Genomic DNA, 21,752 nt, shown 5'->3' on the forward strand with positions numbered 1-21,752 from the left:
CCTCCCACCGACACTGGATGCAAGCAGAGCCGGCCCCCGCCCCCCCCCCCCCCCCCCCCCCCCCCCCCCCCCCCCCCCCCCCCCCTCCCGTGCCGGCGGTGGGCGAGCAGGCCGGCCCACCGGACGCCTGGCCTGCCGCCGCTTCCCGCCGTCAGGGGTTCGGGACCGGCCTCCTAGCCGGCCTTGTTGCTGCAGCCCATGGTCGAACCGATGTGCGTCTCCTGCGCACCCGGGTCGCCCTCGCCGTTGAGCAGGTTGCCCGCCAGGCCGTTGAGGATGCCGACCTCGCCGAGCACGTCAAGGTTCAGGTCGTGGTCCTTGCAGTTGGAGCTCTGCATGATGTGCCACCCCCCCTTGTCCTTGTCCTTGTCGTGGTCGTCGGCGTGGGCCGCGCCGGCGGTGACGAGCCCGACGGTGCTGAGGGCCGCGACGAGCACGGCGGCCCTGCGAAGTCTGTGCATGTCATCTCCATGACGTGAGTGTGGATGCGGTCTGTAACGGAGCGACCTCTTACAGTCACGGAGATTATGTGAATATATATCCCATAACGGGCAGCGACGCGCCGGTGTTTCGCTCTCAACCCGGAAGACCTCAGACGCCCTTCAGCAGCCGTTCCCGGCATTCGTCCACGTCGAAGTCGCCCTGCGGATAGTGCGGGTCCAGCTCCCGCAGGTGCTCCAGCAGCAGGCGGCTGATCGCCCAGTTCCGGTACCACTTGCGGTCCGCCGGCACCAGGTACCAGGGTGCGTACGGCGCCGAGCAGCGCTCCAGGGCCAGTTCGTACGCCTCCTGGTAGGCGGGCCACAGCGCGCGGTCGTCGATGTCGCCGGGATCGAACTTCCAGTGCTTGTCAGGGCGGTCCAGGCGGCGGAGCAGGCGGCGCCGCTGCTCCTCCCGGGAGATGTGCAGGAAGCACTTGATCACGGTCACGCCGTCCTCGGCGAGCGACCGCTCGAAGTCGTTGATGAGGCCGTAGCGGCTGCCGATCTCGGCGGGCCGGGCGAGATGCCGTACGCGGGCGATGAGGACGTCCTCGTAGTGCGAGCGGTCGAAGATGCCGATCTCGCCCGGCCTGGGCAGGGCCACCCGCACCCGCCACAGGAAGTCGTGCCGCCGTTCCTCCTCGGTCGGCGCCTTGAACGCCTGGATCCGGCAGCCGGACGGGTTGAGATGGCCGATGACGTGCTTGACCGTGCCGCCCTTGCCGCTGGTGTCCATGCCCTGGAGCACCAGCAGCACCCGCCGGTGGTCGCCGGCCGTGCCCGCCGCCCACAGCCGCTCCTGAAGGTTCGCCAGGCGCTTGCCCATGCGGGCGCTGTCGGCGAGCCCCGCCCGCTTGCCACCGGCGGCGCCCGGCGTGGCCCGGCTGTCGTACCCGGCGAGCGCGACGGCCTCGCCGGGGGCGAGACGCAGCAGCTCCCTGAGATCCCTCGGGCTCTTCCTCACCACGGCCGCCCCTTCCGCCCGGTCCCTAGATGGTGCGCCCGAGCGCATCGACTCCGCCAGCGGGCGCGACCCGCAGGGGCGCGAGGAACGGGCTCAGAGCTGAGTGCTCAACGGGAGTAGCGACCCGTCAGCGTCCCCGACGCGAGGATGTGGCCGGACAGGGTGCGCAGCAGGTCGGCGGGGGAGGCGTCCGGGGACAGGGAGAGACGGCGGTCGAGGGCGTAGACCATCAGCACGTAGTGGTGCGGACGGTCCCCGCGCGGCGGGCAGGGGCCGCTGTAGCCGGTTCTGTGGAAGTCGTTGCGCCCCTCGGTCGCCCCCTGCGGATGCTCGCCCGCCGACAGCCGCCGGGTGTGCGGATCGATGTCCCACACCAGCCAGTGCGTGAACGGGCCCTGCGGGGCGTCCGGGTCGCGCAGCAGCAGGGCGAGCGAGGCCGTGCCCGCGGGGACGGCGGCGATGGTCAGCGGCGGTGACACGTTCGCGCCGTCACAGGTGTGCCGGCGCGGGGTGGTGCCGCCGTCGGAGTAGGCCGCGCTGGCCACGGTCAGCCGGCGCGAGGTGTCGGGGGAGGGCACGGCGGCCGGTCCGCCGCCGTTCCCGCAGCCCGTTACGACGGCCATCGCGGCCACAGTGATCACCCAGCTCCTGCGCATGGGCGGCACGCTAGCCGGAGCGAAGGTCTCCGTCACCGTTCGACGCGAGTTGCTGCCGGTTGCCCCGCTCCAGGAAGTGCAGCAGCTCCACCGGGATGGGCAGGACCAGCGTGGAGTTCTTCTCTGCCGACACCGCCATCACCGTCTGCAGCAGCCTCAGCTGGAGCGCGGCGGGTGTGTCGGCCATCTGCTGGGCGGCCTCGGCCAGCTTCTTGGAGGCCTGGTACTCGGCGTCCGCGTTGATGATCCGGGCCCGGCGCTCCCGGTCGGCCTCGGCCTGGCGGGCCATGGAACGCTTCATCGTGTCCGGCAGGGACACGTCCTTGATCTCCACCCGGTCGACCTGGACGCCCCAGCCGACGGCAGGACTGTCGATCATCAGCTCCAGGCCCTGGTTGAGCTTCTCGCGGTTGGAGAGGAGGTCGTCCAGGTCGCTCTTGCCGATGATGGACCTCAGGGACGTCTGGGCCATCTGCGAGACCGCGAACTTGTAGTCCTCCACCTTCACCAGCGCGCTCTCCGGGTCGACCACCCGGAAGTAGACGACCGCGTCCACGCGAACGGTGACGTTGTCGCGGGTGATGCCCTCCTGGGCGGGGATCGGCAGCGTCACGATCTGCATGTTGACCTTCTGCAGCCGGTCCACGAAGGGGATGATCAGGGTCAGGCCCGGCGGCCGTGCCTCACCCGCGACGCGCCCGAGCCGGAACAGCACGCCCCGTTCGTACTGCTTGACCACGCGGGCCGCCATCGCCAGGTACACGATGCCGGCGCCACCGGCCGCGGCGATCGCTCCCAGCAGCTCCTGGAGCATGATGACCTCCTCACCGAGAGGTCTGGTGTTTGTCCGCTGCTGTAACGATATGCCACTTCTCGGCCGATCGAGCCGGGTCGCGGGTGGGCGAGGTGTCCGTACCGCGGGACGCCCGCCCCGGTACGGACACGGCGGGCGGACTCAGCCCACCGGCACCGTCAGTCTCACCGGCTCCGTCCCCGCCGCACTGTGCCGTTCGGCCCAGTTCTCCAGGGCCGTACGGCACGCGTGGTCCAGGTGGTGCAGGCCGGACAGGTCGAGGCGGACCGGCCGGTCCTGGGGCAGCGACTCCAGGCTGTCCAGGATCTTCGGCAGCCGCAGGAAGGTCGCGTTGCCCGTCAGGTGGGCGTCGACCGCGCCCGCGCCCTTGTCGACGACCTCCAGCTTGCTGTGCGAGGCCTCCCAGGCGGTCTTGACCACGGCCAGCGCCAGGCCGATCAGCACGCCCTCGAACATGCTGACCGCCACGATCGAGACCGCCGTGACGGACAGGACCAGCGCCTCGCCCCGGTGCTCGCGCCACAGCACGGCCAGCGCCCGGACCGGGACCAGCTTGGCGCCGGAGTGGATCAGGATGCCCGCGAGCGCCGGGACAGGGATGTGGGCGAGCATGCCGGGCAGCAGCGCGGCGAACAGCAGCAGCCACACGCCGTGCAGGACCCGGGAGGCCTTCGTGCGGGCGCCCGCCTGGACGTTGGCCGCGCTGCGCACGATCACCGCGGTCATCGGCAGCGCGCCCAGCAGCCCGCACACCGTGTTGCCCGCGCCCTGGGCGAGCAGCTCCCTGTCGTACTCGGTGCGCGGCCCCGAGTGCAGCCGGTCCACGGCCGCCGCGCTGAACAGCGACTCGGCGGACGCGATCAGCGTGAAGGCGACGACCGTGCCGAGCATCCCGAGGCCCGCCAGCTCGCCGAAGGCGCTCAGCGGCGGCGGCTGGACGGCCCCCAGCAGGCCCTGCACCTCGACCGTGGCCACCGGCAGGTCCAGTGCGAACGCGGCCACCGTGGCGAGGCCGACCGCGGCCAGCGGGCCGGGCAGCGTACGCAGCTTCGCGGGGGCGTGCTTCCACAGCGGCAGTACGGCGATCGTGCCCGCGCACACCGCGAGCGAGGCCACCGCCGTGCCGTCGCCGAGGGCGTCCCGGAACGCCCCGGGCAACCCGGTGATCTTGCCCAGTCCGGAGCCGGGAGCCTTGGCCGCCAGCGCCGGGTACAACTGCCCGGCGATGAGCACGAGCCCGATCCCGGCCAGCATGCCCTCGACGACGGAGACCGAGATGGCGCGGAAGTAGCGGCCCAGCCGCAGCAGGCCCATGCCGACCTGGAGGAGTCCGGTGGCGAGCACGATCGCGCCGAGCGCCGGCAGACCGAACTCCTGGACCGCCTCGAAGACGAGCACGGTCATTCCGGCCGCTGGACCCGACACCTGCAGGCTGCTGCCACGCATCAGCCCGGTGACGAGTCCGCCCACGATTCCGGTGACCAGGCCGAGTTCGGCCGGGACCCCGGAGGCGACGGCCACGCCCACGCACAGCGGCAGCGCGACCAGGAAGACGACGAGGGAGGCGGCGAAGTCCTGCCGCAGATACGGGAACCGGGATATCAGGTTCTTGCTGGTCATCGGCGCGCTCACAGGGACTCGAAGGTGTCGGTCTGCGGGCGGTGCGTCCGTACGGCGCCGGTGTGCACCTCGTAGTACCAGGCGTGCAGCCCCAGTTGACCCGCCGCGAGCCTGCGCTCGACGCACGGGTACGAGCGCAGCCGCAGCAGCTGGGTCAGGACGTGGGCCTGCACGCCCTCGGCGACCTCCGGATCCTCGGCGGCGCCGGCCGGACGCGGGGTGGCGTGCGCGAGCCAGTCGCGCACGGCGGGTACGGCGGTCAGGTCGTCGCCGCGCACCAGCGCGCCGACGGCACCGCAGTGCGAGTGCCCGCAGACGACGATGTCGCGGACGCCGAGCACCTCCACGGCGTACTCGATGGTGGCCGCCTCGCTCGTGGGGTGCTGCGAGGCGTAGGGCGGCACGATGTTGCCCGCGGTGCGCAGCTCGAACAGCTCGCCGGGGCGGGCGCCCGTGATCAGGGCCGGGACGACCCGGGAATCGGAGCAGGTGATGAACAGCACCTGTGGGGACTGGCCTTCGGCGAGCTTGGCGAACTCCTCAGGGCGCTGTCCGAAGGTACGGGCGTTGTCGATGAGGGGCTGCATATGCGTGAGTTCCTCCTGGCGCGCCTGCACGGGCGCGTCGGACTTGAACGACGGTTTGTGGGGGGAAGCAAGGGAGGTGCAGAGCGAGCGCGAACGCCTGTCAGCAGCGGAGGACCTGAAGCGCTGCCGGGGTGTGGGCTCTGGGGGTTCTCGCGGCGTGGTGGTACACCGCGCCGGGTTCGTCCGGCGCATCGGCACCCGCCCCACGGCCGGCTATCGGCTCGGGCTGCTGGGCCCTGCCGGAGGCCGAGCCGCGCCGGCGGTCGCGCAGGTGCGGGGTGGTCAGGGGGGCGCCCGAGCGGTTCGGGACGCGGACCGAGTCCTTCTCCTCGCGCACCGGCGGTACGGAGGACGGCATTCCGGACTCAGCCTTGGCCTGTGCCTGACTGAGCGTATGCGCGGGTGCGAAGGTTCCCGTCGGAGCGAAGAGCTGGAGCGCGAGCAGGAGCGCGGCGAGCAGGGTGAAGCGGGTCCGGGTCGTCCTGCCTCGGAACATGCGCCCCCCTCCGCTGCGTCACACTTCTTGTCCAGACCAAGTCTTGGTCAATGGATGGTCAAGAAGCACATTAACCCTGCAAAGGCCTTTGCAGGGTTAACGGCGCGTTACGAGCGTGAGAGAGCGTGGAAAGTGCCGGTCGCGTGGCTGGATCCGGCTCTTGACAGGCCCTAAGAGGTGACGAGCCCCTTCGCGTCGCGGGCCAGCGCGGTGAGCCGGGATATCGCGCGGAAGTACTTCTTGCGGTAGCCGCCGTTCAGCATCTCCTCGCTGAACAGCTTGTCGAACGGCAGCCCCGAGGCCAGCACCGGGACCTCGCGGTCGTAGAGCCGGTCGGCGAGCACCACGAGCCGCAGCGCGGTCGACTGGTCCGGCACCGGCCGCACGTCGGTGAGGCACACCGCCCGCAGGTCGCCGGTCAGCGCGCCGTACCGGCTCGGGTGCACCCTGGCCAGGTGGTCCAGCAGGTGCGGGAAGTCGTCGAGCGAGGCGCCCGCGGTGGCGTAGGCCGCCTTCGTCACCTCTTCGTCGGTGAACGGTTTCGGCGCCTCGGGCAGGCCGCGGTGGCGGTAGTCCTCGCCGTCGATGCGCAGGGTGCGGAAACGGGCGGACAGGCCCTGGATCTCGCGCAGGAAGTCGGCGGCCGCGAACCGGCCCTCGCCCAGCTTGCCCGGCAGCGTGTTGGAGGTGGCGGCCAGCGCCACGCCCGCCTCGACCAGCTTGCCGAGCAGCGTCGACACGAGGACCGTGTCGCCCGGGTCGTCCAGTTCGAACTCGTCGATGCACAGCAGGCGGTGGCCGGAGAGGGTCTGCACGGTCTGCTGGAAACCGAGGGCGCCGACCAGGTTGGTCAGCTCCACGAAGGTGCCGAAGGCCTTGAGGGCGGGCTCGGCGGGGGTGGCGTGCCACAGGGAGGCGAGCAGATGGGTCTTGCCGACGCCGTAGCCGCCGTCCAGGTAGACCCCGCGCGGGCCGGCCGGGGTCTTGGGCGTCCTGCCCCGGCCGAAGCCGAAGAAGCCGCGCCTTCCGGCGCCGGAGGCGTGCGCCCCGCCGAGCCCGGCCGCGAAGCCCTCGAGCACCTGCACGGCCTCGGTCTGGCTGGGCTGGTTCGGGTCGGGTATGTAGGTCGAGAAGCGGACCGAGTCGAAGCGTGGGGGCGGCACCATCTCGGCGACCAGCCGGTCCGCGGGGACATGCGGCTCACGGGCGCACAGGGAGAGGGGGCCCGCGTCGGTCAGAGGGCTGGATCCGGGGGCGGCGGTGGAGGACGACACGGTTATCCATGCTAAGCGCCGTGTCACACTGCACGACATGCGACGCCTGTTCCCTGTGACCGACGAAACAGCAGCCCACGCCTTCGGTGGGACGAGCGAGGGGCAGGGGGCGAGAGGGGCGGCAGGGGCCGGTGGGGCCGAGATGCCCGCGGTGCACGCCGGCAGCGCGCTCGTCGACCGTGAGTGGAGTCTCGCCGAGCTGGCAGCCGCCTACGCCTACCCGGAGCCCCTGCCGGGTGCCCCGCGGCCGTGGCTGCGGGCCAACATGGTCTCCTCGCTCGACGGTGCCGCTCAGCACGAGGGGCGCTCGCAGCCCATCTCCAGCGCGGCCGACATGCGGATCTTCGGCACGCTGCGGGCGCTCGCGGACGTGATCGTGGTGGGTGCGGAAACGGTGCGACAGGAGGGGTACCGCCCCGCACGCGCGCGTGCCGAGTTCGCCGATGCCCGGAAGGCCGCCGGACAGGGCCCGGCCCCGGTGATCGCGGTCGTCAGCGCGAGCCTGGAGCTGGACTTCTCACTCCCGCTGTTCACCTCGCCCCTGGTGCCCACGCTGGTCCTGACCGGAGCCGCGGCCGCGCCCGACCGTGTCTCGGCCGCCGAGAAGGCCGGCGCCAAGGTGGTGATCGCCGGTGAGGGCTCGGGCGTCGAGCCCGCGCGGGCGGTACGCGCCCTGGCCGGCCTCGGCCACACCCGGCTGCTCACCGAGGGCGGTCCCCGGCTGCTCGGCCAGCTGATCGCCGACGAGGTCCTGGACGAGCTGTGCCTGACCCTCTCGCCCATGCTCACGGCGGGCGGCGCGCAGCGCATCGCCGGGGGGCCGGCGGTCGCCGTGCCGCACCGCTTCGAACTCGCGTCCCTGCTCGAGGAGGCCGGATTCCTGTTCGGTCGCTACCGTCGCTCCTGAATCGTCGGAATGTACCGTTCCGTTTAGCTTCCGGAGGGCAGACTTAGTCCGGCACTACCCGTGCGATCGCGGGGCAGGATGGTTTCCGCAGGGGCCTTGCCGGGGCCCACGGAGGAGAAGAGGCGTTTGGTGTTCACAAGCGTTCTGATGATCGAGAAGGCCATGACGTCCGCCGACGTGGAGTTCGTCACCACCTTGCACGGAGACGAGCCGGTCGCTTTCCACGTGCTCCTCCAGCCGCGCGGCGACCAGGCGGACCGTCTGCTGCGGGCCATCGACGACATCGCGCTTGGCGAACTGGACGAGGCGGTCCGTGAACGGGAGACCCCCGAGGGCGCCGAGGCCGAGAGCGTCGGCCGGCAGGCCCTCGACGTGTCGCTGCAGGCGTTGCGCTCCGCGGGAAGCCAGGCGGAGGGGCGGCTGGTCGAGGACCATCCGCTGGACGCGCTGAAGACCCTCGTCACGGAGGTGTCCGCCGACGAGGTGATCGTGCTGACCGATCCGCACTACGTGGAGGAGTTCTTCCACCGGGACTGGGCTTCCCGGGCCCGGCACAAGGTCGGTGTGCCGGTGCTGAAGCTGTTCTCGCACAGCAAGGCCTAGGCGTTGCGAGGAGCCCGGTGCCTCAGCGCATAGGCTAGGCCTGCTCCAGCCCGCACCGTAATCCTTGGGGAGAACCACATGGCACCCGGCCTTCCTGCCGCCATGGACCGACCGCACTTCATCGGCATCGGCGGCGCCGGGATGTCGGGCATCGCCAAGATCCTCGCGCAGCGCGGGGCCGAGGTCGCCGGGAGTGACGCCAGGGAGTCGGCGACCGCCGAGGCGCTGCGGGCGCTCGGGGCCACCGTGCACATCGGGCACGCCGCCGGGCACCTCGCCGACGACGCGAGCTGTGTCGTGGTGTCGTCGGCGATCCGCGCGGACAACCCCGAGCTGGTCCGCGCCGCCGAGCTGGGGATTCCGGTGGTGCACCGCTCCGACGCGCTCGCCGCCCTGATGGAGGGGCTGCGCCCGATCGCCGTGGCCGGTACCCACGGCAAGACGACGACCACCTCGATGCTGGCCGTCTCCCTCACCGCACTGGGTCTGAGCCCGTCGTACGCCATCGGCGGCGACCTCGACGCGCCCGGTTCGAACGCGCTGCACGGCGAGGGCGACATCTTCGTCGCCGAGGCGGACGAATCGGACCGCAGCTTCCACAAGTACGCGCCCGAGGTCGCCATCGTCCTCAACGTCGAGCTGGACCACCACGCCAACTACGCCTCGATGGACGAGATCTACGAGTCCTTCGAGACCTTCGCCGGCAAGATCGTCCCCGGCGGCACCCTGGTGATCTCCGCCGACCACGAGGGGGCGCGGGAGCTGACCCGGAGGCTGGCCGGATCGGTGCGGACCGTGACGTACGGCGAGGCCGAGGACGCCGACGTGCGGGTGACCGCCGTCGAGCCGCAGGGACTGAAGAGCCGGGTCACCGCGCTGCTGGACGGCCAGGAGCTGACCTTCACCGTCTCCGTGCCGGGCCGGCACTACGCGCTCAACGCCGTCGCCGCGCTCACCGCCGGTGCCGCGCTCGGCATCCCCGCCGCGGAGCTCGCGCCCGCGCTGGCCGCCTACACCGGCGTCAAGCGGCGCCTGCAGCTCAAGGGCGAGGCCGCCGGGGTGCAGGTGATCGACTCCTACGCCCACCACCCCACCGAGATGACCGCCGACCTGGAGGCCATGCGCGCCGCCGCCGGCGACTCCCGGATCCTCGTCGTCTTCCAGCCGCACCTGTTCTCCCGCACCCAGGAACTGGGCAAGGAGATGGGCCAGGCCCTCGCCCTCGCGGACGCCTCGGTCGTGCTGGACATCTACCCGGCCCGTGAGGACCCGATCCCGGGCGTGACCAGCGAGCTGATCATCCAGGCCGCGCGCGCCGCCGGCGCCGACGTCACCGCCGTACCCGACAAGGACAGGATCCCCGAGGTGATCGCGGGAATGGCGAAGCCCGGTGATCTGGTTCTCACCATGGGCGCGGGCGACGTCACCGACCTGGGCCCGCTGATCCTGGACCGCCTGTCGCAGTAAGGGAGCTGAGGCTCATGTCGTACGACGTCGAGAAGCCGGACGAGCAGTGGCGGGCGGAGCTGAACCCGGCCGAGTACGCCGTGCTGCGCCAGGCCGCCACCGAGCCGGCCTTCACCGGTGAGTACACGGACACCAAGACCGAGGGTGTCTACTCCTGCCGTGCCTGCGGCGCCGAGCTGTTCACCTCGGACACCAAGTTCGCGTCGCACTGCGGCTGGCCGTCCTTCTACGACCCGAAGGACACCGACGCGGTGGAACTGGTCGAGGACCGCACCCACGGCATGGTCCGCACCGAGGTGCGCTGTGCCCGCTGCGGCTCCCACCTCGGGCACGTCTTCGAGGGCGAGGGCTACCCGACCCCGACCGACCAGCGGTACTGCATCAACTCCATCTCCCTGCGGCTGGCACCCACCGAGGACTGACCGGGCCGTCCGACGGCCTGAATCTTGCAAAAGACGTGCTCGAGAGGGCTCGTCCGGTCGAAGATGAACGCCGTCGGACAGGGGACCGGGAGGAGCGGCGCAGCGTGGGTACGGACGGCGACGACGATCCGGGCGCCGCGCCGCGCCCACCGCGCACCGGCTCACGCCGCGCACCCGGACCGCTCCGATCGGGCCCGCCGGGCCACGTCCGCCCGGCTGCCCCGTCGCGCCCCGCCCGTGGCCCCTCACACGCCGCCGGCGTCGGCGGCCGCGCGGCTGCCCCGGGCCGGTGCGGCGAGCACGGCCCACACCCGCGCACGAGGCTGCCGAGGGCGTGGTGAACGATGAGGTTGGTGCCCTGCTTGCTCCGGTTTGAGATTCTGTGAGGGTGTTGGGTGTGGCGCGCTGGATCCATTCCCGTCGCAGGCCTCTGGCTGCCGACGGCGGCCACCACCGCAAGGACGAGGGCGGCCATGAGGACACCATGACGTCCGCGCAGACCGAGGATGCCGCGGCATCAGCGGACGTCGTAGAGCCCGTAGAGCCCGCGCAGGTCGCGGAGGTCGCGGAGGTCGCGGAGAGCGGGCCGGCCGACGACGACGCGGCGGCCGGCGCCCGGCTGAGGGTGCTGCGGGAGGCGCTGGCCGGGATCGGTACGACCCTCGACGAGGCCACGACCCGCGCCGAGCTGACCCGGGTCGCCGTGGAGCTGGCCGGCGGGACGGCCGCCGTGATGCTCCTGACCGGCAGCACCGTCTCCGGGTACGAGGCGATCACCGGGGACGCCAACGCGCTGCCCGCGCCCGGGTGGGCCGCCGCGGTGGCCCGCGAGGCGAGCGTACCGGCGCTCGGTATGCAGCCCGAGCCCTGGCTGGAGCACGCGGGCGGCGACCGCAAAGCCCTGTGCGCCCCGCTGATCAGCGGAGAAGACGGGTACGGCGTCCTGGTGTGGGCCCGCTACGGGGCGCCCCTGCGTCAGACGGAGGCCGAGCTGCTCAGCCTGCTCGCCGAGCACGCCGCCGCCCACATCCGGCACGCCCGCGACTACGCGAGCGTCAACCGCACCGCCGGCGACCTGCAACGCGCCCTGCTCTCCGAGCCCGGCCGCCCGCACCCCAACCTCGACATCGCCATCCGCTATCTGCCGGCCGGCGGCGGCGTCCTGGTCGGCGGCGACTGGTGCGAGACCGTGCGGCTGCACTTCGGACGGACCCTGCTGGTCGTCGGCGACGTCATGGGGCACGGCCTGGAGGCCGCCGTCGACATGAACGCCTACCGCTCCTCCCTGCGGTACATCGCCTCCGCGGATCTGCCCCCGCACCGGGTGCTGCGGCAGATGGACGACATGGCCTCCCGGGAGGCGGAGCTACGCCCCGCGACGTGCCTGCTCGCCCGCGTGGACCCGGGGCGCGGTCAGGTCACGCTGGCCAGTGCGGGGCACCTGCCGCCCGTGCTCATCACCGCCGGTGGCGAGGCCTCGATCGTGCCCGTTCCCGTCGGACCGCCGCTGGGGACCGGGCTCGGCGGCTACGAGTCCACCACGCACTCGCTGGCCCCGGGGCAGACCCTCGTGCTGTTCACCGACGGGCTCGTGGAACGCCGCGGCGAGGACATCGACCGGTCCCTGGCCCGGCTGTCCGAGGTCCGTTTTCCCGTCGGGGACGGGCTGGAGGACGTCCTGGACACCATCCTCAGCCGGCTGGACGCGCGGCACGCGGAGGACGACGTCGCCGCGCTGGCCGCGCGGCCGCACAGCCGGCAGGGGGCTTCGGCCGACGCGGTGTCGCCGTAGAGCCGGTCGTTCGCCCGCCAAAACGCTGAAACACTCGCGGTCTAGACTCTCCCCGCAACGGCCTGCGCAACGACGACCGTGGCCAGAAGTGGGCGGAAGTCCGCCAAACCCGAAGGGCATTCGGCGTTTTGATACGGATAGATTCAGTCACGAAGCGGTATCCGGACGGCACGGTAGCGGTCGACCGGCTGTCGCTGGAGATACCGGACCGCGCGATCACCGTCCTCGTCGGGCCCTCCGGCTGCGGCAAGACGACGACCCTGCGGATGATCAACCGGATGGTGGAGCCCACCGAGGGCAGCATCCTCCTCGACGGCACGGACATCCGGCAGCAGCCGGTCAACACCCTGCGCCGCTCGATGGGTTACGTCATCCAGAACGCCGGACTCTTCCAGCACCGCACCATCCTCGACAACATCGCCACCGTGCCCCGCCTGCTCGGCTGGACCAAGCAGCGGGCCCGCGAGCGGGCCGCCGAGCTGATGGAGCGGGTCGGGCTGGACACCACGCTCGCCAAGCGGTACCCGTACCAGCTCTCCGGCGGCCAGCAGCAGCGCGTCGGTGTCGCCCGGGCACTGGCCGCCGATCCGCCGGTCCTGCTGATGGACGAGCCGTTCTCCGCCGTCGACCCCGTCGTCCGCAAGGGACTGCAGGACGAACTCCTGCGCATCCAGGACGAGTTGGGGAAGACCATCGTCTTCGTCACGCATGACATCGACGAGGCGATCAAGCTCGGCACCATGGTCGCCGTACTGCGCACCGGTGGCCGGCTCGCCCAGTTCGCCCCGCCCGCCGAGCTGCTCAGCGCGCCCGCCGACGCCTTCGTGGAGGACTTCCTCGGCGCCGACCGGGGCATCCGCCGGCTGTCCTTCTTCCCCTCCGAGGGACTGGAGTTGCAGACGTCGCCGGTTCTCGCGATCGACGCCGACGCCGCGCAGCTCGCCTCCCGCGCCGACGCCCCGTACCTCCTCGTCACCGACTCCGACGGCAGGCCGCTCGGCTGGAGCGAGCCGGACCGGCTCACCGCCCGGGCCATCGACCGAAAGCAACTCATCGACCACGGACGGCCGTTCGTGCCCGGCGCCGACTCGCTGCGCACCGCGCTCGACGGGGCGGTGCTCTCCCCGACCGGCTGGGCCGTCGCGGTGGACGGTGACGGACGCGCGGTCGGTGTCGTGTCCCAGCAGGTCATCGGCGAGGCCATCCGCGCCGCCCACAGCCGGGCCGCGGGCGCCGCCGACGTCGAGGCCGCCCGGTGAACGGCTTCTTCGACCTCCCGAGCGACCTGGAGTACGGCTACCTCGGCCTCGTCGGCCTGCACCTGCGCGAGGGCCTGCTGCCGGTGCTCGCCGGGCTGCTCGTCGCGCTGCCCGTGGCCCAGCTCTGCGTCCGCTTCCGGTGGGTCTACCCGCCCGTCCTCGGCATCACCACCGTGCTGTACTCCATCCCCTCGCTGGCCTTCTTCGTCGTCCTCATCGACTACTTCGGGCAGAGCGAGACCACGGTGATGATCCCGCTCGCGATCTACAGCCTGGTGGTGCTGGTCCCGGCGATCGTGGACGGCGTCCGCTCGGTGCCGCAGGAGACCCTGGCCGCCGCACAGGCCATGGGCTTCGGCCCCGTACGCCGCTACCTCCAGGTCCAGTTGCCCATCGCCGTGCCCGCGATCATCGCCGGCCTCAGGGTGGCCACCGTGTCCAGTCTCTCCCTGGTCAGCGTCGGCATGCTCATCGGCAACCAGGGCGCCCTCGGCAACATGCTCTACGCCGCCACCACCTACCACCGGCCCGCCCTCGCCGTGAACTCGGTACTGACCACCGCGGTGCTGGGCATCCTCGCCGACGCCCTGCTGGTCCTCGTCCGCCGCCTCCTCACCCCCTGGATGCCGACGAAGGGCGCCACCCGGTGAACATCCTCAACTTCGCGCACGCCTTCTTCAGCGACAGCGCCCACTGGCAGGGCTACGACGGCATCCCCACCCGGCTCGTCGAGCACATCAAGTACTCCCTGGAAGCACTGCTGTTCGCCGCCCTGATCGGGCTGCCCGTCGGCCTGGTCACCGGTCACTACGGCCGCGGCGGCAACGCCCTCGCCCTGATCGCCACCGCCGGCCGGGCGCTGCCCAGCTTCGGGCTCCTGGTCCTGATGTTCATCTGGATCGGATTCGGTCTGCTGCCGGTGATGATCCCGCTGGTCGTGCTCGCCGTACCGCCGATCCTGGTCACCACCTACGAGGCCGTCCGTTCCGTGGACCCCTCCCCGGTGGACGCCGCCCGGGGCATGGGCATGCCCGAGGCGAGGGTGTTGTTCCAGGTCGAACTGCCGGTCGCGCTCCCTCTCATCCTGAGCGGCCTGCGCACGGCGGCCATCCAGATCGTCTCCACCGCCACGATCGCCGCCTACGTCAGCCTCGGCGGCCTCGGCCGGTACATCATCGACGGCCTCTACCAGAGGAACTACGAGAAGGTCGTCGGCGGCGCCACCCTGGTCGCCGGACTCGCGCTGGCCACCCTCGTGGTGTTCTGGGCGGCGTCCCGGCTCACGGTCTCGCCGGGGGTGCGGCGCAGCGGCTGACGCCTACTGGCCGGTGCGGGCCAGCGCGAGTTCGAGTACGACGAGCAGCGCGTCCCGCACCGAGCCGCGCTCCCGGGCGTCGAAGACCACGACCGGTACGCCGGCGGAGACGTCCAGCGCCCAGCGGACCTCCTCCAGCGAGTGCTCCACCCTCCCGTCGAAGGCGTTGACCGCGACGGCGAACGGTATGCCCCTGTGCTCGAAGTAGTCGACGGCGGCATGGCAGTCGTCCAGTCGCCGGGTGTCCACGATCACCAGCCCGCCGACCGCGCCGTCCACGATGTCGTCCCACATGAACCCGAACCGCTCCTGCCCCGGCGTGCCGAACAGGTACAGCTTCAGCGCCGGGTCGACGGTGATGCACCCGAAGTCCATCGCGACGGTCGTCGTGGTCTTGCGCGGGACGTGCGTGAGGTCGTCCACGCCCGCCGCCACCTCGGTGATCGACGCCTCCGTGGTCAGCGGCTCGATCTCCGAGATCGCGCCGACGGCGGTGGTCTTGCCCACGCCGAAGCCGCCCGCGATCACCATCTTCACCGGCAGCGGCGGCCGTACGGCGGCGGCCGTTCGCCGGGCGAGCGTTTCACTCGCTGTCACTCGATACCCCTCGGGAGTCGGGGATGGCCCTCAGGCCATCGATCAGCCTGCGCAGGACGGACGCGTCATGGGTGGCCTCGGCGTCGGGCACGTACACCGCCAGCTGCCCCGCCTCGCGCAGGTCCTCGGCCAGGACGCGGACCACGTTCAGATGCAGCCGCAGGCGGGCCGCGAGTTCCGCGAGGGACTGCGGCAGCCGGCAGGCGGCGACGATGTCGTGCCGCTCGAAGGAGAGCCGGCCGAGCGCGTCGAGACCGGCGGCCGTGGCCACCACCTGGGTCTCCAGGGGCATCGCCCGGTCCCGGCCCGCGTCCGCGACCCGGCCGGCGGTGACCAGGAACGGCCGTACGGCGGGGGCGGCCCCGAGCGGGGGGCCGGGGCTCGAGCTGCCGTCCGCCATGAGGTCCGGTTCTTTCCTTCTTCGCTCAGCGGGCCGACGCCGCGCCAACGCTGTTCTTCAGCTCCAGCACCAGCTGCGGGCTGAGCGCGGCGCCGGCGCGGTTGGCGAACACGGTCATCTCGTAGGCGATGTTGCCGAGTTTCGCCTCCTTGCCGGTGACGACGCCGAGCACGGCGCCGCTGCCGATCGCGGAGACGATCACATGGCCGCCCTCGAGGTCGATGATGACCTTGTTGAGGCCGCCCAGGCCGTAGTTGCCGGAGGCGCCGGCGGCCAGGCTGGTGATGCCCGAGACGATCGCCGCGAGCCGCTCGGAGTCGGCGTGCTCGCGCAGCTGCGACACCGCGATCAGCAGACCGTCGGAGGACACGGCGATCGCGTCCACGACGCCGGCGGTCTCGGTCGCGAAACGGTTCAGCAGCCAGGTGAAGTCGGCCGCGGCCGCCTGCAGATCGGTCGGCGCGGTGTCACCGGTCGACATGCTCACTGCTCGGCTCCTTCCGGGAGGTGGTCCCACTCGTGTGGAGGGGTGGTCGGGTGGGGGACGGGACGCGGGGTGTGTGGTCGTCGCGCCGGTCGGCCGGAGTCCGGCCCGGCTCCTCGGGGCGTGCGAAGGTCCCGATGTCGCTGTCCTGGTGGGCGCGGGCCACGGCCGCCTCGAACTCCTCCAGCGCACTGCGCTCCGCCTCCGCGTCCCGGGCGCCGACCGCGAGCGGCACCGCCTGTGCCGCGCCGGCGGTGCTGCCCAGGGTGGCTCCCCGGACGCGGCGGCGCAGGGGCCGGGCGGCCCCGGAGCCCGAGCCGGCGGGCCCGTCCCCGCCCGGCCGGCCACCGGGTGACGAGGTGACGCCGCCGGGCCCTGCCGGGCCGGTGTGTGCCACGGGTTCCTGTGCGGCAGGGGTCGCCGGAGTGTCCGGGGTTGGGTCGGCGGCCGGTGTGGAGGAGGGGCCGTGTTCTGGGCCGGGGTGTGCCACGGGGTCCTGTGCCGTGCGGACCGCCGGAAGGCCCGGGGCCGGGCCGGCCGCCGGTGCTGCGGAGTGCGCGTCGGTGGTGGCCCTTGCCGTGCCGGGCACCGGGGTGCGGCGGGGGAGTGGGCCGGAGGCCGCCGCTGTGCTGCTCCCCCGCACCGTGCCCGGTATAGCCGGTACAGGCGGCACCGTGCCTCGCGCGGAACGCACCGGCCGCAGAAGCGAGGCCGGCAGGGTCGCTTCCGCTGTCACGCCACCGCCAGGGGTGCGGGTCAGTTCGACGGTGATCGACCAGCGGCGCGCCAGCGCGCCCACCACGAACAGACCGAGCACCTTGGTCGGCACCAGGTCCAGACGCTCGCGGCGGATCAGCCGGGCGTTCTCCTCGGCGAGCCGCTCCGCGCTCATCCCGAGGCCGTGGTCGGTGATCACCACGTGGGCGCCCTCGGCACCGGAGCGGACGGTGACCTCCACCGGGCTGCCCTCGGGCGAGAACGACACCGCGTTCTCCAGGAGTTCGGCCGTCATCAGGGTGAGGTCGCCGACGATGTCGGGCTCGACCAGGGCGTCCGACGCGGCGTACAGCCGTACCCGCTGATAGCCCTCGATCTGCCCGAGCGCGGCCCGTACCACGTTGGACAGCTCCGTCGGGCCCCCGTCCAGCACGGATTCCCGGATGCCGGCCAGCAGCATCAGACTGTCGGCGTTGCGGCGCAGGCGTACGGCGATGTGGTCGATGGAGTAGAGGCGCTCCAGCAGCGCGGGGTCCGTCTCGCCACGCTCCACCGCGTCGATCAAAGCGAGTTGACGTGACGTCAGGTTGCTGACGCGGCGGCCCACGTTGCCGAACATCTCGGCCGTGTTGCGCCGGCTGAGCACCTGGCGTTCCAGCAGCGCCGCGGCGGTGGTCTGCACCCGGTTGAACTCCTCGGCCAGGTCGCCGATCTCGTCGCGCGCGGTGACCGGCATGTCCCGCAGCCGGGGAGGCCCGTCGTCCTCGGCGTCGTCGTCGGCCACCCGGGCCAGCTCGCGCCCCGCCACCTCGGCGACCTCCCGCGCGGCCCCGGTGAGCGCCTGCACGGGCCGGATCACCGAGCGCCGCACCAGCACCGCGAAGGCGATCCACAGCGCGAAGGCGACGAGCGCGCCGCTCAGCAGCAGGACGGCCCGCCACCGTGCGGCGGCGGCGGCGTCGTCGGCGCGGTCGGCGATCCGGCCGATCAGCGCGGTGGTGATCTTCAGCCGTGCGGCGGCCTGTTCGGCATAGTCGGGGTAGTCGCCCAGCGCGTCCTGCACCGCCCGCTCGATCTCCGCCTGGGTGTCCGCCTGCAGCCGGCCCGCGTCGACCTGCAACGCGGCGTAGGAGTCGGCGATACGGCGCTGCGCCGCCGTGTGCTCGATCCCGCCCAGCCGCTCGGCCTGCGCCTCGGAGGCGAACCGGGTGAAGCGGTCGGCCTGCTGGGTGTACTGGTCGTAGGCGCCGACCGCGTTGGTGAACTCGATCAGCGCGTTGGTGTCCCCCGTCGTCGCGGCGAACACGTTGGTCTCGAAGGCACCGTGGGCGGCGTCCGCCCGCAGCAGCGAGTCCAGCAGGTTGCCGGTGAAGGTGGCGGCCAGGTCCGCGTCGCGGTCCAGGCCCAGGCCGCCGATCAGCCGCTGGGCGGCGCCCGCGTAGGCGGGGTCGATGTCGTCGGCCGGCAGATACGACTGCTCCACCGAGGTGCGCAGGCTGGACAGCCCCTCCACCTCGCGCAGCGCCTGCGCCTCACCGTCCGGCAGCCGGTCGCCGAAGGCCGCGCGCACCTTCGTCACCTGCGCGTCGACCGCCCGCTGCGCCGCGCGGTAGGCGGCCGCCGAGGGCGTGGCGTTCCCGGACTCGTAGCGCGCGGACAGCATGATGGCCTGCTGGTGCTCGGCCTCGACCCGGTCCAGCAGCCGCGCCACCTGCCCGCTGTCCCGCACCAGCCGGGCCGCCGAGGCGGCGCTGCCCGACTCCCGCATGAGGTCGCTGAACAGGTACGACAGGAGGACGGCGATGACCGCCAGCGGGATGCCGACCAGCAGGTTGAGCTTGCGCCGGAAGGGCCAGCGGTCGGCGAAACCCCGTGCACCGCCCCGGGGCGGGGCGTGCCGGACGGGTGCGTCCACCCGGGTCGTGGACACCGGGCCTCCTTCGTGGGTGTCTTGTCCAGAGATCGTCGCCACCCCTGGACGTGGGAGGCGCCATCGCCTCCGGAACACCTGCGACACGACACCGGAGCGGGCCCCGTACACCGCTGTGGCCGATGGCAACTTCCCCGAGACTACGTCCTCTTGAGGTGCTGATCGGCGCGCCTTTCATCAAGAATCCGTTACAAGGTGGCTGCTCTGCGTGCACAAGTGACCGCAGATCGAGGCCAATCGGTGATCCGTGGCCCTTGACTGAGGGAGAACTGGCTGGATTGGATCAGCGCGTGACTTCCACCAACCGCATCAGCAGGTCCATCCGGAGGAATCGAGGCGCGGCGGTGGTCGCCCTCGCGGCGGCGACGGCTCTGCTGGCGGGCTGTTCCTCCAAGGACGACAACTCCGGCAACCCCCTGGCGGACGACAGCAAGGCGAGCGGCGACACCGTCGTCGTCGGCTCCAACAACTTCCCCGAGAGCACCCTGCTCGCCGACATCTACGGCGAGGCCCTCAAGGCCAAGGGAATCAAGGTCACGTACAAGCCGAACATCGGCAGCCGCGAGACCACCTACGGGCTGATCAAGAACGGCTCCATCTCGGTGCTGCCCGAGTACAACGGCGCGCTGCTGGCCTACCTCGACCCGAAGGCGGCGCCCAAGACGGCCGAGGCCACCACCGCGGCCATCGAGGCCAAGCTGGACTCCAAGCTGACCTTGCTCAAGCCCTCGGCCGCCCAGAACAAGGACTCGGTCACGGTCAACGCGGCCACCGCGAAGAAGTACGGCCTCACCGGGAAGTCGTCCATCGCCGACCTGAAGGACATCGCGAAGGACCTGGTCATGGGCGCCTCGCCGGAGTTCCAGACCCGGCAGCAGGGCCTCGTGGGCCTGAAGTCCGTCTACGGCCTCCAGTTCAAGTCGTTCCGGGCGCTGGACGCGGGCGGCCCGCTCACCCAGGCCGCGCTGAAGAAGGACGCCGTACAGGCCGCGGACATCTTCACCACCGACCCGACCATCCCCAAGGAGAAGTTCGTCGTCCTGCAGGACCCGAAGAACCTCTTCGGCTTCGAGAACGTCCAGCCGCTCGGCTACAAGAGCGCCCTGTCCAAGAAGGGCACCGACGCGCTCAACGCGGTCTCGGCCAAGCTGGACACCGCGACCCTGCTGGACCTCGACACCCAGGTGCAGACCCAGAACAAGGACCCGCTGGACGTGGCCACGGCCTGGCTGAAGTCCGCCGGCCTCGGCTGACGCCCGGCCCCCCGGTACGACCGCGAACACGCCGACGCGGGTGCCCCCTCCGACAGGGGGCACCCGCGTCGTGCTCGATGCCGCATGAGCTCCCCGAGCCATGTGGGATTTCTTCAGAAACACCAGTGTCGAGGGAAGAAAACCGCACGCCCACCGCTCCCGGTGGAGTCGCCCTCCCCCGCCCTCCCACGCTGGCCCCGGGGCCGGATCCGGTCCCGCAGCGAGCGTGAGAGGAACACCATGACAACGGAACACGGGCGGGTGGCCACCGCCACTCCCCACCGCGGGCGCCTGCTCGGCCTGGCCGCCCTGCTGCTCGGCGAGGCGATGAACCTGCTGGACGCGACCGTCGTCCAGGTGGCCGCCCCGGCCGTCCACGCCGATCTGGGCGGACCGGTCTCCGACGTGCAGTGGTACGGCGCCGCCTACACCCTGCCGTTCGCCGTGCTGCTGATCACCGGGGGGCGGCTCGGCGACATCGCGGGCCGGCGCCGGATGTTCGTCCTCGGCGTCACGGTGTTCACGGCCGCGTCCGTGGCCTGTGCCCTGGCGCCGTCACCGGCGCTGCTCATCGCCTTCAGGGCCGTGCAGGGTGCCGCCGCGGCGCTGATCATTCCGCAGACCATCGGGCTGATCAAGGCGATGTTCACGGGGGAGGAGACGGCGAAGGCGCTGGGCAGCATCGGACCGGTGATGGGCCTCGCCGCCGTCTGCGGACCCGTCGTCGGCGGTGTGCTGACGCACGCCGACCTGTTCGGCTCGTCCTGGCGGTCGGCGTTCCTGGTGAACGTGCCGGTGGCCGCGGTGGTGCTGACCCTCGCGCGGAACCTCCCGGAGAACCGCGCCCCGCGCCGCCCGGCCCTCGACTGGCCCGGCACGGCACTGGCCGCACTCGGCACCGGACTCCTGGTGTACCCGCTGATCGGCGGCGACCTCCGGCAGCTCCCCGTACGCGACTGGCTGCTGCTGACAGCCGGACTGCTCGTGCTCCTCGCCTTCGCCCGGCACCAGCGGCGCACGCCCCGCCCCCTGCTGGAGCTCAGCCTCTTCACCCACCGGGGCTTCCCGGCCGCCCTCGTCACCTCCACCGCCTTCTTCGCGGTGACCAACGGGCTGACCGTGGTGGTCGTCCTCCACCTGCAACTGGGCGCGGGGACGGGCGTGCTGTCCTCCGGTCTGAGCCTGCTGCCGTGGTCCGCAGGGCTCGCCCTCGCCTCCTGGTGGGCGGGCTCGCGGCTGGTACGGCGGTACGGGCGGCGCGTCATGCCGTACGGGCTCGGGGTGCTGCTGGCCGGACTGCTCGCCGCCGTGGCCGCGTACCGGACGACCGCGCCGGGGCACTACCCGGTCGCCCTGCTGCCCGCCCTCGCCCTCATAGGCGTCGGCGCAGGCCTGTTCACCCCCGCCTTCTTCACCCTCGCCCTGCGCCCCCTGCGCCCCCAGGAGATCGGCTCGGCGGCCGGACTGCTCAACGCGGTGCAGCAGTTGGGGGCCACGCTGGGAGTCGCGGTCCTCGGCAGCGCCTACCTGGCGGGTGCGGGCACGGGCGCACCGCAGGATGCGTGCTGGGTGGCGGTGGGGCTGCTGGGAGTGGCCTGGGCAGCCCTCGGCAGGGTCGGGGCGGGGGAGGGAGCCCTCGAAGCCGACGGCACCGCGGCTTCCCCCCGGGCGCGGGCGGAACTGCGCGACCAGGCACGCTGAAGCCGCGGCCGC

Annotated in this window: 22 protein-coding genes; 10 read left to right on the forward strand and 12 right to left on the reverse strand. The window is 72.2% G+C overall.

The features are described from left to right. Window positions 1-173 precede the first annotated feature (173 nt). The 8 genes from ACZ7HQ_RS07220 to zapE form a co-directional block, all read right to left on the reverse strand. A complete protein-coding gene (locus ACZ7HQ_RS07220; RefSeq protein ID WP_470985873.1) occupies window positions 174-461 on the reverse strand; it encodes a hypothetical protein in 288 nt (95 codons plus the stop codon). Window positions 462-591: 130 nt separating this feature from the next. After that, on the reverse strand, window positions 592-1,446 hold the full coding sequence (locus tag ACZ7HQ_RS07225) for a PPK2 family polyphosphate kinase (RefSeq protein ID WP_470987120.1): 855 nt from the start codon (window positions 1,444-1,446) through the stop codon (window positions 592-594). Between the two features lie 107 nt (window positions 1,447-1,553). Continuing rightward, the gene (locus tag ACZ7HQ_RS07230) at window positions 1,554-2,102 is read right to left on the reverse strand and encodes a YbhB/YbcL family Raf kinase inhibitor-like protein (RefSeq protein ID WP_470985876.1); all 549 of its coding nucleotides are present in this window, start codon (window positions 2,100-2,102) and stop codon (window positions 1,554-1,556) included. A 10-nt stretch (window positions 2,103-2,112) separates the two neighbouring features. Next, window positions 2,113-2,916, reverse strand: coding sequence for a slipin family protein (locus ACZ7HQ_RS07235; RefSeq protein WP_470985878.1), 804 nt, complete (start codon window positions 2,914-2,916; stop codon window positions 2,113-2,115). A gap of 141 nt (window positions 2,917-3,057) precedes the next feature. After that, entirely contained in the window at window positions 3,058-4,536 is a 1,479-nt protein-coding gene (locus ACZ7HQ_RS07240) for a SulP family inorganic anion transporter (RefSeq protein ID WP_470985880.1), read from the reverse strand. 8 nt (window positions 4,537-4,544) lie between these two features. Then, window positions 4,545-5,123, reverse strand: a complete 579-nt coding sequence (locus tag ACZ7HQ_RS07245) for a carbonic anhydrase (protein WP_470985883.1) — start codon at window positions 5,121-5,123, stop codon at window positions 4,545-4,547. 100 nt (window positions 5,124-5,223) lie between these two features. Then, window positions 5,224-5,619, reverse strand: coding sequence for a hypothetical protein (locus tag ACZ7HQ_RS07250; RefSeq protein WP_470985885.1), 396 nt, complete (start codon window positions 5,617-5,619; stop codon window positions 5,224-5,226). A gap of 170 nt (window positions 5,620-5,789) precedes the next feature. Beyond that, window positions 5,790-6,893 carry a cell division protein ZapE gene (gene zapE, locus ACZ7HQ_RS07255; protein ID WP_470985888.1) on the reverse strand — a complete coding sequence of 368 codons (1,104 nt, stop codon included), beginning with the start codon at window positions 6,891-6,893 and terminating at the stop codon, window positions 5,790-5,792. A gap of 37 nt (window positions 6,894-6,930) precedes the next feature. Between zapE and ACZ7HQ_RS07260 the strand changes: the two genes are divergently transcribed. The 8 genes from ACZ7HQ_RS07260 (at window position 6,931) to ACZ7HQ_RS07295 (ending at window position 14,658) form a co-directional block, all read left to right on the forward strand. Next, window positions 6,931-7,800 carry a pyrimidine reductase family protein gene (locus ACZ7HQ_RS07260; RefSeq protein WP_470985890.1) on the forward strand — a complete coding sequence of 290 codons (870 nt, stop codon included), beginning with the start codon at window positions 6,931-6,933 and terminating at the stop codon, window positions 7,798-7,800. 129 nt (window positions 7,801-7,929) lie between these two features. Continuing rightward, window positions 7,930-8,403, forward strand: coding sequence for an indole-3-glycerol phosphate synthase (locus tag ACZ7HQ_RS07265; RefSeq protein ID WP_470985892.1), 474 nt, complete (start codon window positions 7,930-7,932; stop codon window positions 8,401-8,403). A gap of 78 nt (window positions 8,404-8,481) precedes the next feature. Then, entirely contained in the window at window positions 8,482-9,870 is a 1,389-nt protein-coding gene (gene murC / locus ACZ7HQ_RS07270; protein ID WP_470985894.1) for a UDP-N-acetylmuramate--L-alanine ligase, read from the forward strand. Window positions 9,871-9,884: 14 nt separating this feature from the next. Continuing rightward, window positions 9,885-10,292, forward strand: a complete 408-nt coding sequence (msrB, locus tag ACZ7HQ_RS07275) for a peptide-methionine (R)-S-oxide reductase MsrB (RefSeq protein ID WP_470985897.1) — start codon at window positions 9,885-9,887, stop codon at window positions 10,290-10,292. A 397-nt stretch (window positions 10,293-10,689) separates the two neighbouring features. Beyond that, the gene (locus tag ACZ7HQ_RS07280; RefSeq protein ID WP_470985900.1) at window positions 10,690-12,084 is read left to right on the forward strand and encodes a PP2C family protein-serine/threonine phosphatase; all 1,395 of its coding nucleotides are present in this window, start codon (window positions 10,690-10,692) and stop codon (window positions 12,082-12,084) included. 128 nt (window positions 12,085-12,212) lie between these two features. Beyond that, window positions 12,213-13,343 (forward strand): ABC transporter ATP-binding protein, encoded by a 1,131-nt coding sequence (locus ACZ7HQ_RS07285; protein ID WP_470985903.1) that lies wholly within the window; start codon window positions 12,213-12,215, stop codon window positions 13,341-13,343. Further along, a complete protein-coding gene (locus ACZ7HQ_RS07290) occupies window positions 13,340-13,993 on the forward strand; it encodes an ABC transporter permease (RefSeq protein WP_470985906.1) in 654 nt (217 codons plus the stop codon). The genes ACZ7HQ_RS07285 and ACZ7HQ_RS07290 overlap by 4 nt, the downstream gene beginning before the upstream one ends. Then, complete coding sequence (locus tag ACZ7HQ_RS07295; RefSeq protein WP_470985908.1) at window positions 13,990-14,658, forward strand: ABC transporter permease; 669 nt, start codon at window positions 13,990-13,992, stop codon at window positions 14,656-14,658. Before ACZ7HQ_RS07290 ends, ACZ7HQ_RS07295 begins: the two co-directional genes overlap by 4 nt. 3 nt (window positions 14,659-14,661) lie before the next feature. Here the strand turns inward: ACZ7HQ_RS07295 and ACZ7HQ_RS07300 are convergent, their stop codons facing one another. Genes ACZ7HQ_RS07300 through ACZ7HQ_RS07315 form a run of 4 tightly spaced genes read right to left on the reverse strand, consistent with a single transcriptional unit; the run spans window position 14,662 to window position 18,786 of the window. After that, on the reverse strand, window positions 14,662-15,255 hold the full coding sequence (locus tag ACZ7HQ_RS07300; RefSeq protein ID WP_470985910.1) for a GTP-binding protein: 594 nt from the start codon (window positions 15,253-15,255) through the stop codon (window positions 14,662-14,664). Beyond that, window positions 15,242-15,655 (reverse strand): DUF742 domain-containing protein, encoded by a 414-nt coding sequence (locus tag ACZ7HQ_RS07305; protein WP_470985913.1) that lies wholly within the window; start codon window positions 15,653-15,655, stop codon window positions 15,242-15,244. Before ACZ7HQ_RS07305 ends, ACZ7HQ_RS07300 begins: the two co-directional genes overlap by 14 nt. A 25-nt stretch (window positions 15,656-15,680) precedes the next feature. Then, the gene (locus ACZ7HQ_RS07310; RefSeq protein ID WP_470985915.1) at window positions 15,681-16,142 is read right to left on the reverse strand and encodes a roadblock/LC7 domain-containing protein; all 462 of its coding nucleotides are present in this window, start codon (window positions 16,140-16,142) and stop codon (window positions 15,681-15,683) included. Continuing rightward, on the reverse strand, window positions 16,123-18,786 hold the full coding sequence (locus ACZ7HQ_RS07315) for a sensor histidine kinase (RefSeq protein WP_470985917.1): 2,664 nt from the start codon (window positions 18,784-18,786) through the stop codon (window positions 16,123-16,125). Before ACZ7HQ_RS07315 ends, ACZ7HQ_RS07310 begins: the two co-directional genes overlap by 20 nt. A 290-nt stretch (window positions 18,787-19,076) precedes the next feature. On the opposite strand from ACZ7HQ_RS07315, the gene ACZ7HQ_RS07320 reads away from it, so the two are divergent. Both ACZ7HQ_RS07320 and ACZ7HQ_RS07325 read left to right on the forward strand, forming a co-directional pair. Continuing rightward, window positions 19,077-20,039 carry an ABC transporter substrate-binding protein gene (locus tag ACZ7HQ_RS07320; protein WP_470985920.1) on the forward strand — a complete coding sequence of 321 codons (963 nt, stop codon included), beginning with the start codon at window positions 19,077-19,079 and terminating at the stop codon, window positions 20,037-20,039. A 240-nt stretch (window positions 20,040-20,279) separates the two neighbouring features. Beyond that, window positions 20,280-21,740, forward strand: coding sequence for an MFS transporter (locus ACZ7HQ_RS07325; RefSeq protein WP_470985923.1), 1,461 nt, complete (start codon window positions 20,280-20,282; stop codon window positions 21,738-21,740). Window positions 21,741-21,752 lie beyond the last annotated feature (12 nt).

The sequence above is a fragment of the Streptomyces sp. NPDC037290 genome, assembly GCF_055603245.1.

What these genes read in the sequence shown, in the direction of transcription:
- ACZ7HQ_RS07220 (WP_470985873.1), bottom strand. Translation starts at nt 461, where the DNA reads ATGCACAGACTTCGCAGGGCCGCCGTGCTCGTCGCGGCCCTCAGCACC.
- ACZ7HQ_RS07230 (WP_470985876.1), bottom strand. Translation starts at nt 2,102, where the DNA reads ATGCGCAGGAGCTGGGTGATCACTGTGGCCGCGATGGCCGTCGTAACG.
- ACZ7HQ_RS07235 (WP_470985878.1), bottom strand. Translation starts at nt 2,916, where the DNA reads ATGCTCCAGGAGCTGCTGGGAGCGATCGCCGCGGCCGGTGGCGCCGGC.
- ACZ7HQ_RS07240 (WP_470985880.1), bottom strand. Translation starts at nt 4,536, where the DNA reads ATGACCAGCAAGAACCTGATATCCCGGTTCCCGTATCTGCGGCAGGAC.
- ACZ7HQ_RS07245 (WP_470985883.1), bottom strand. Translation starts at nt 5,123, where the DNA reads ATGCAGCCCCTCATCGACAACGCCCGTACCTTCGGACAGCGCCCTGAG.
- ACZ7HQ_RS07250 (WP_470985885.1), bottom strand. Translation starts at nt 5,619, where the DNA reads ATGTTCCGAGGCAGGACGACCCGGACCCGCTTCACCCTGCTCGCCGCG.
- ACZ7HQ_RS07260 (WP_470985890.1), top strand. Translation starts at nt 6,931, where the DNA reads ATGCGACGCCTGTTCCCTGTGACCGACGAAACAGCAGCCCACGCCTTC.
- murC (WP_470985894.1), top strand. Translation starts at nt 8,482, where the DNA reads ATGGCACCCGGCCTTCCTGCCGCCATGGACCGACCGCACTTCATCGGC.
- msrB (WP_470985897.1), top strand. Translation starts at nt 9,885, where the DNA reads ATGTCGTACGACGTCGAGAAGCCGGACGAGCAGTGGCGGGCGGAGCTG.
- ACZ7HQ_RS07305 (WP_470985913.1), bottom strand. Translation starts at nt 15,655, where the DNA reads ATGGCGGACGGCAGCTCGAGCCCCGGCCCCCCGCTCGGGGCCGCCCCC.
- ACZ7HQ_RS07325 (WP_470985923.1), top strand. Translation starts at nt 20,280, where the DNA reads ATGACAACGGAACACGGGCGGGTGGCCACCGCCACTCCCCACCGCGGG.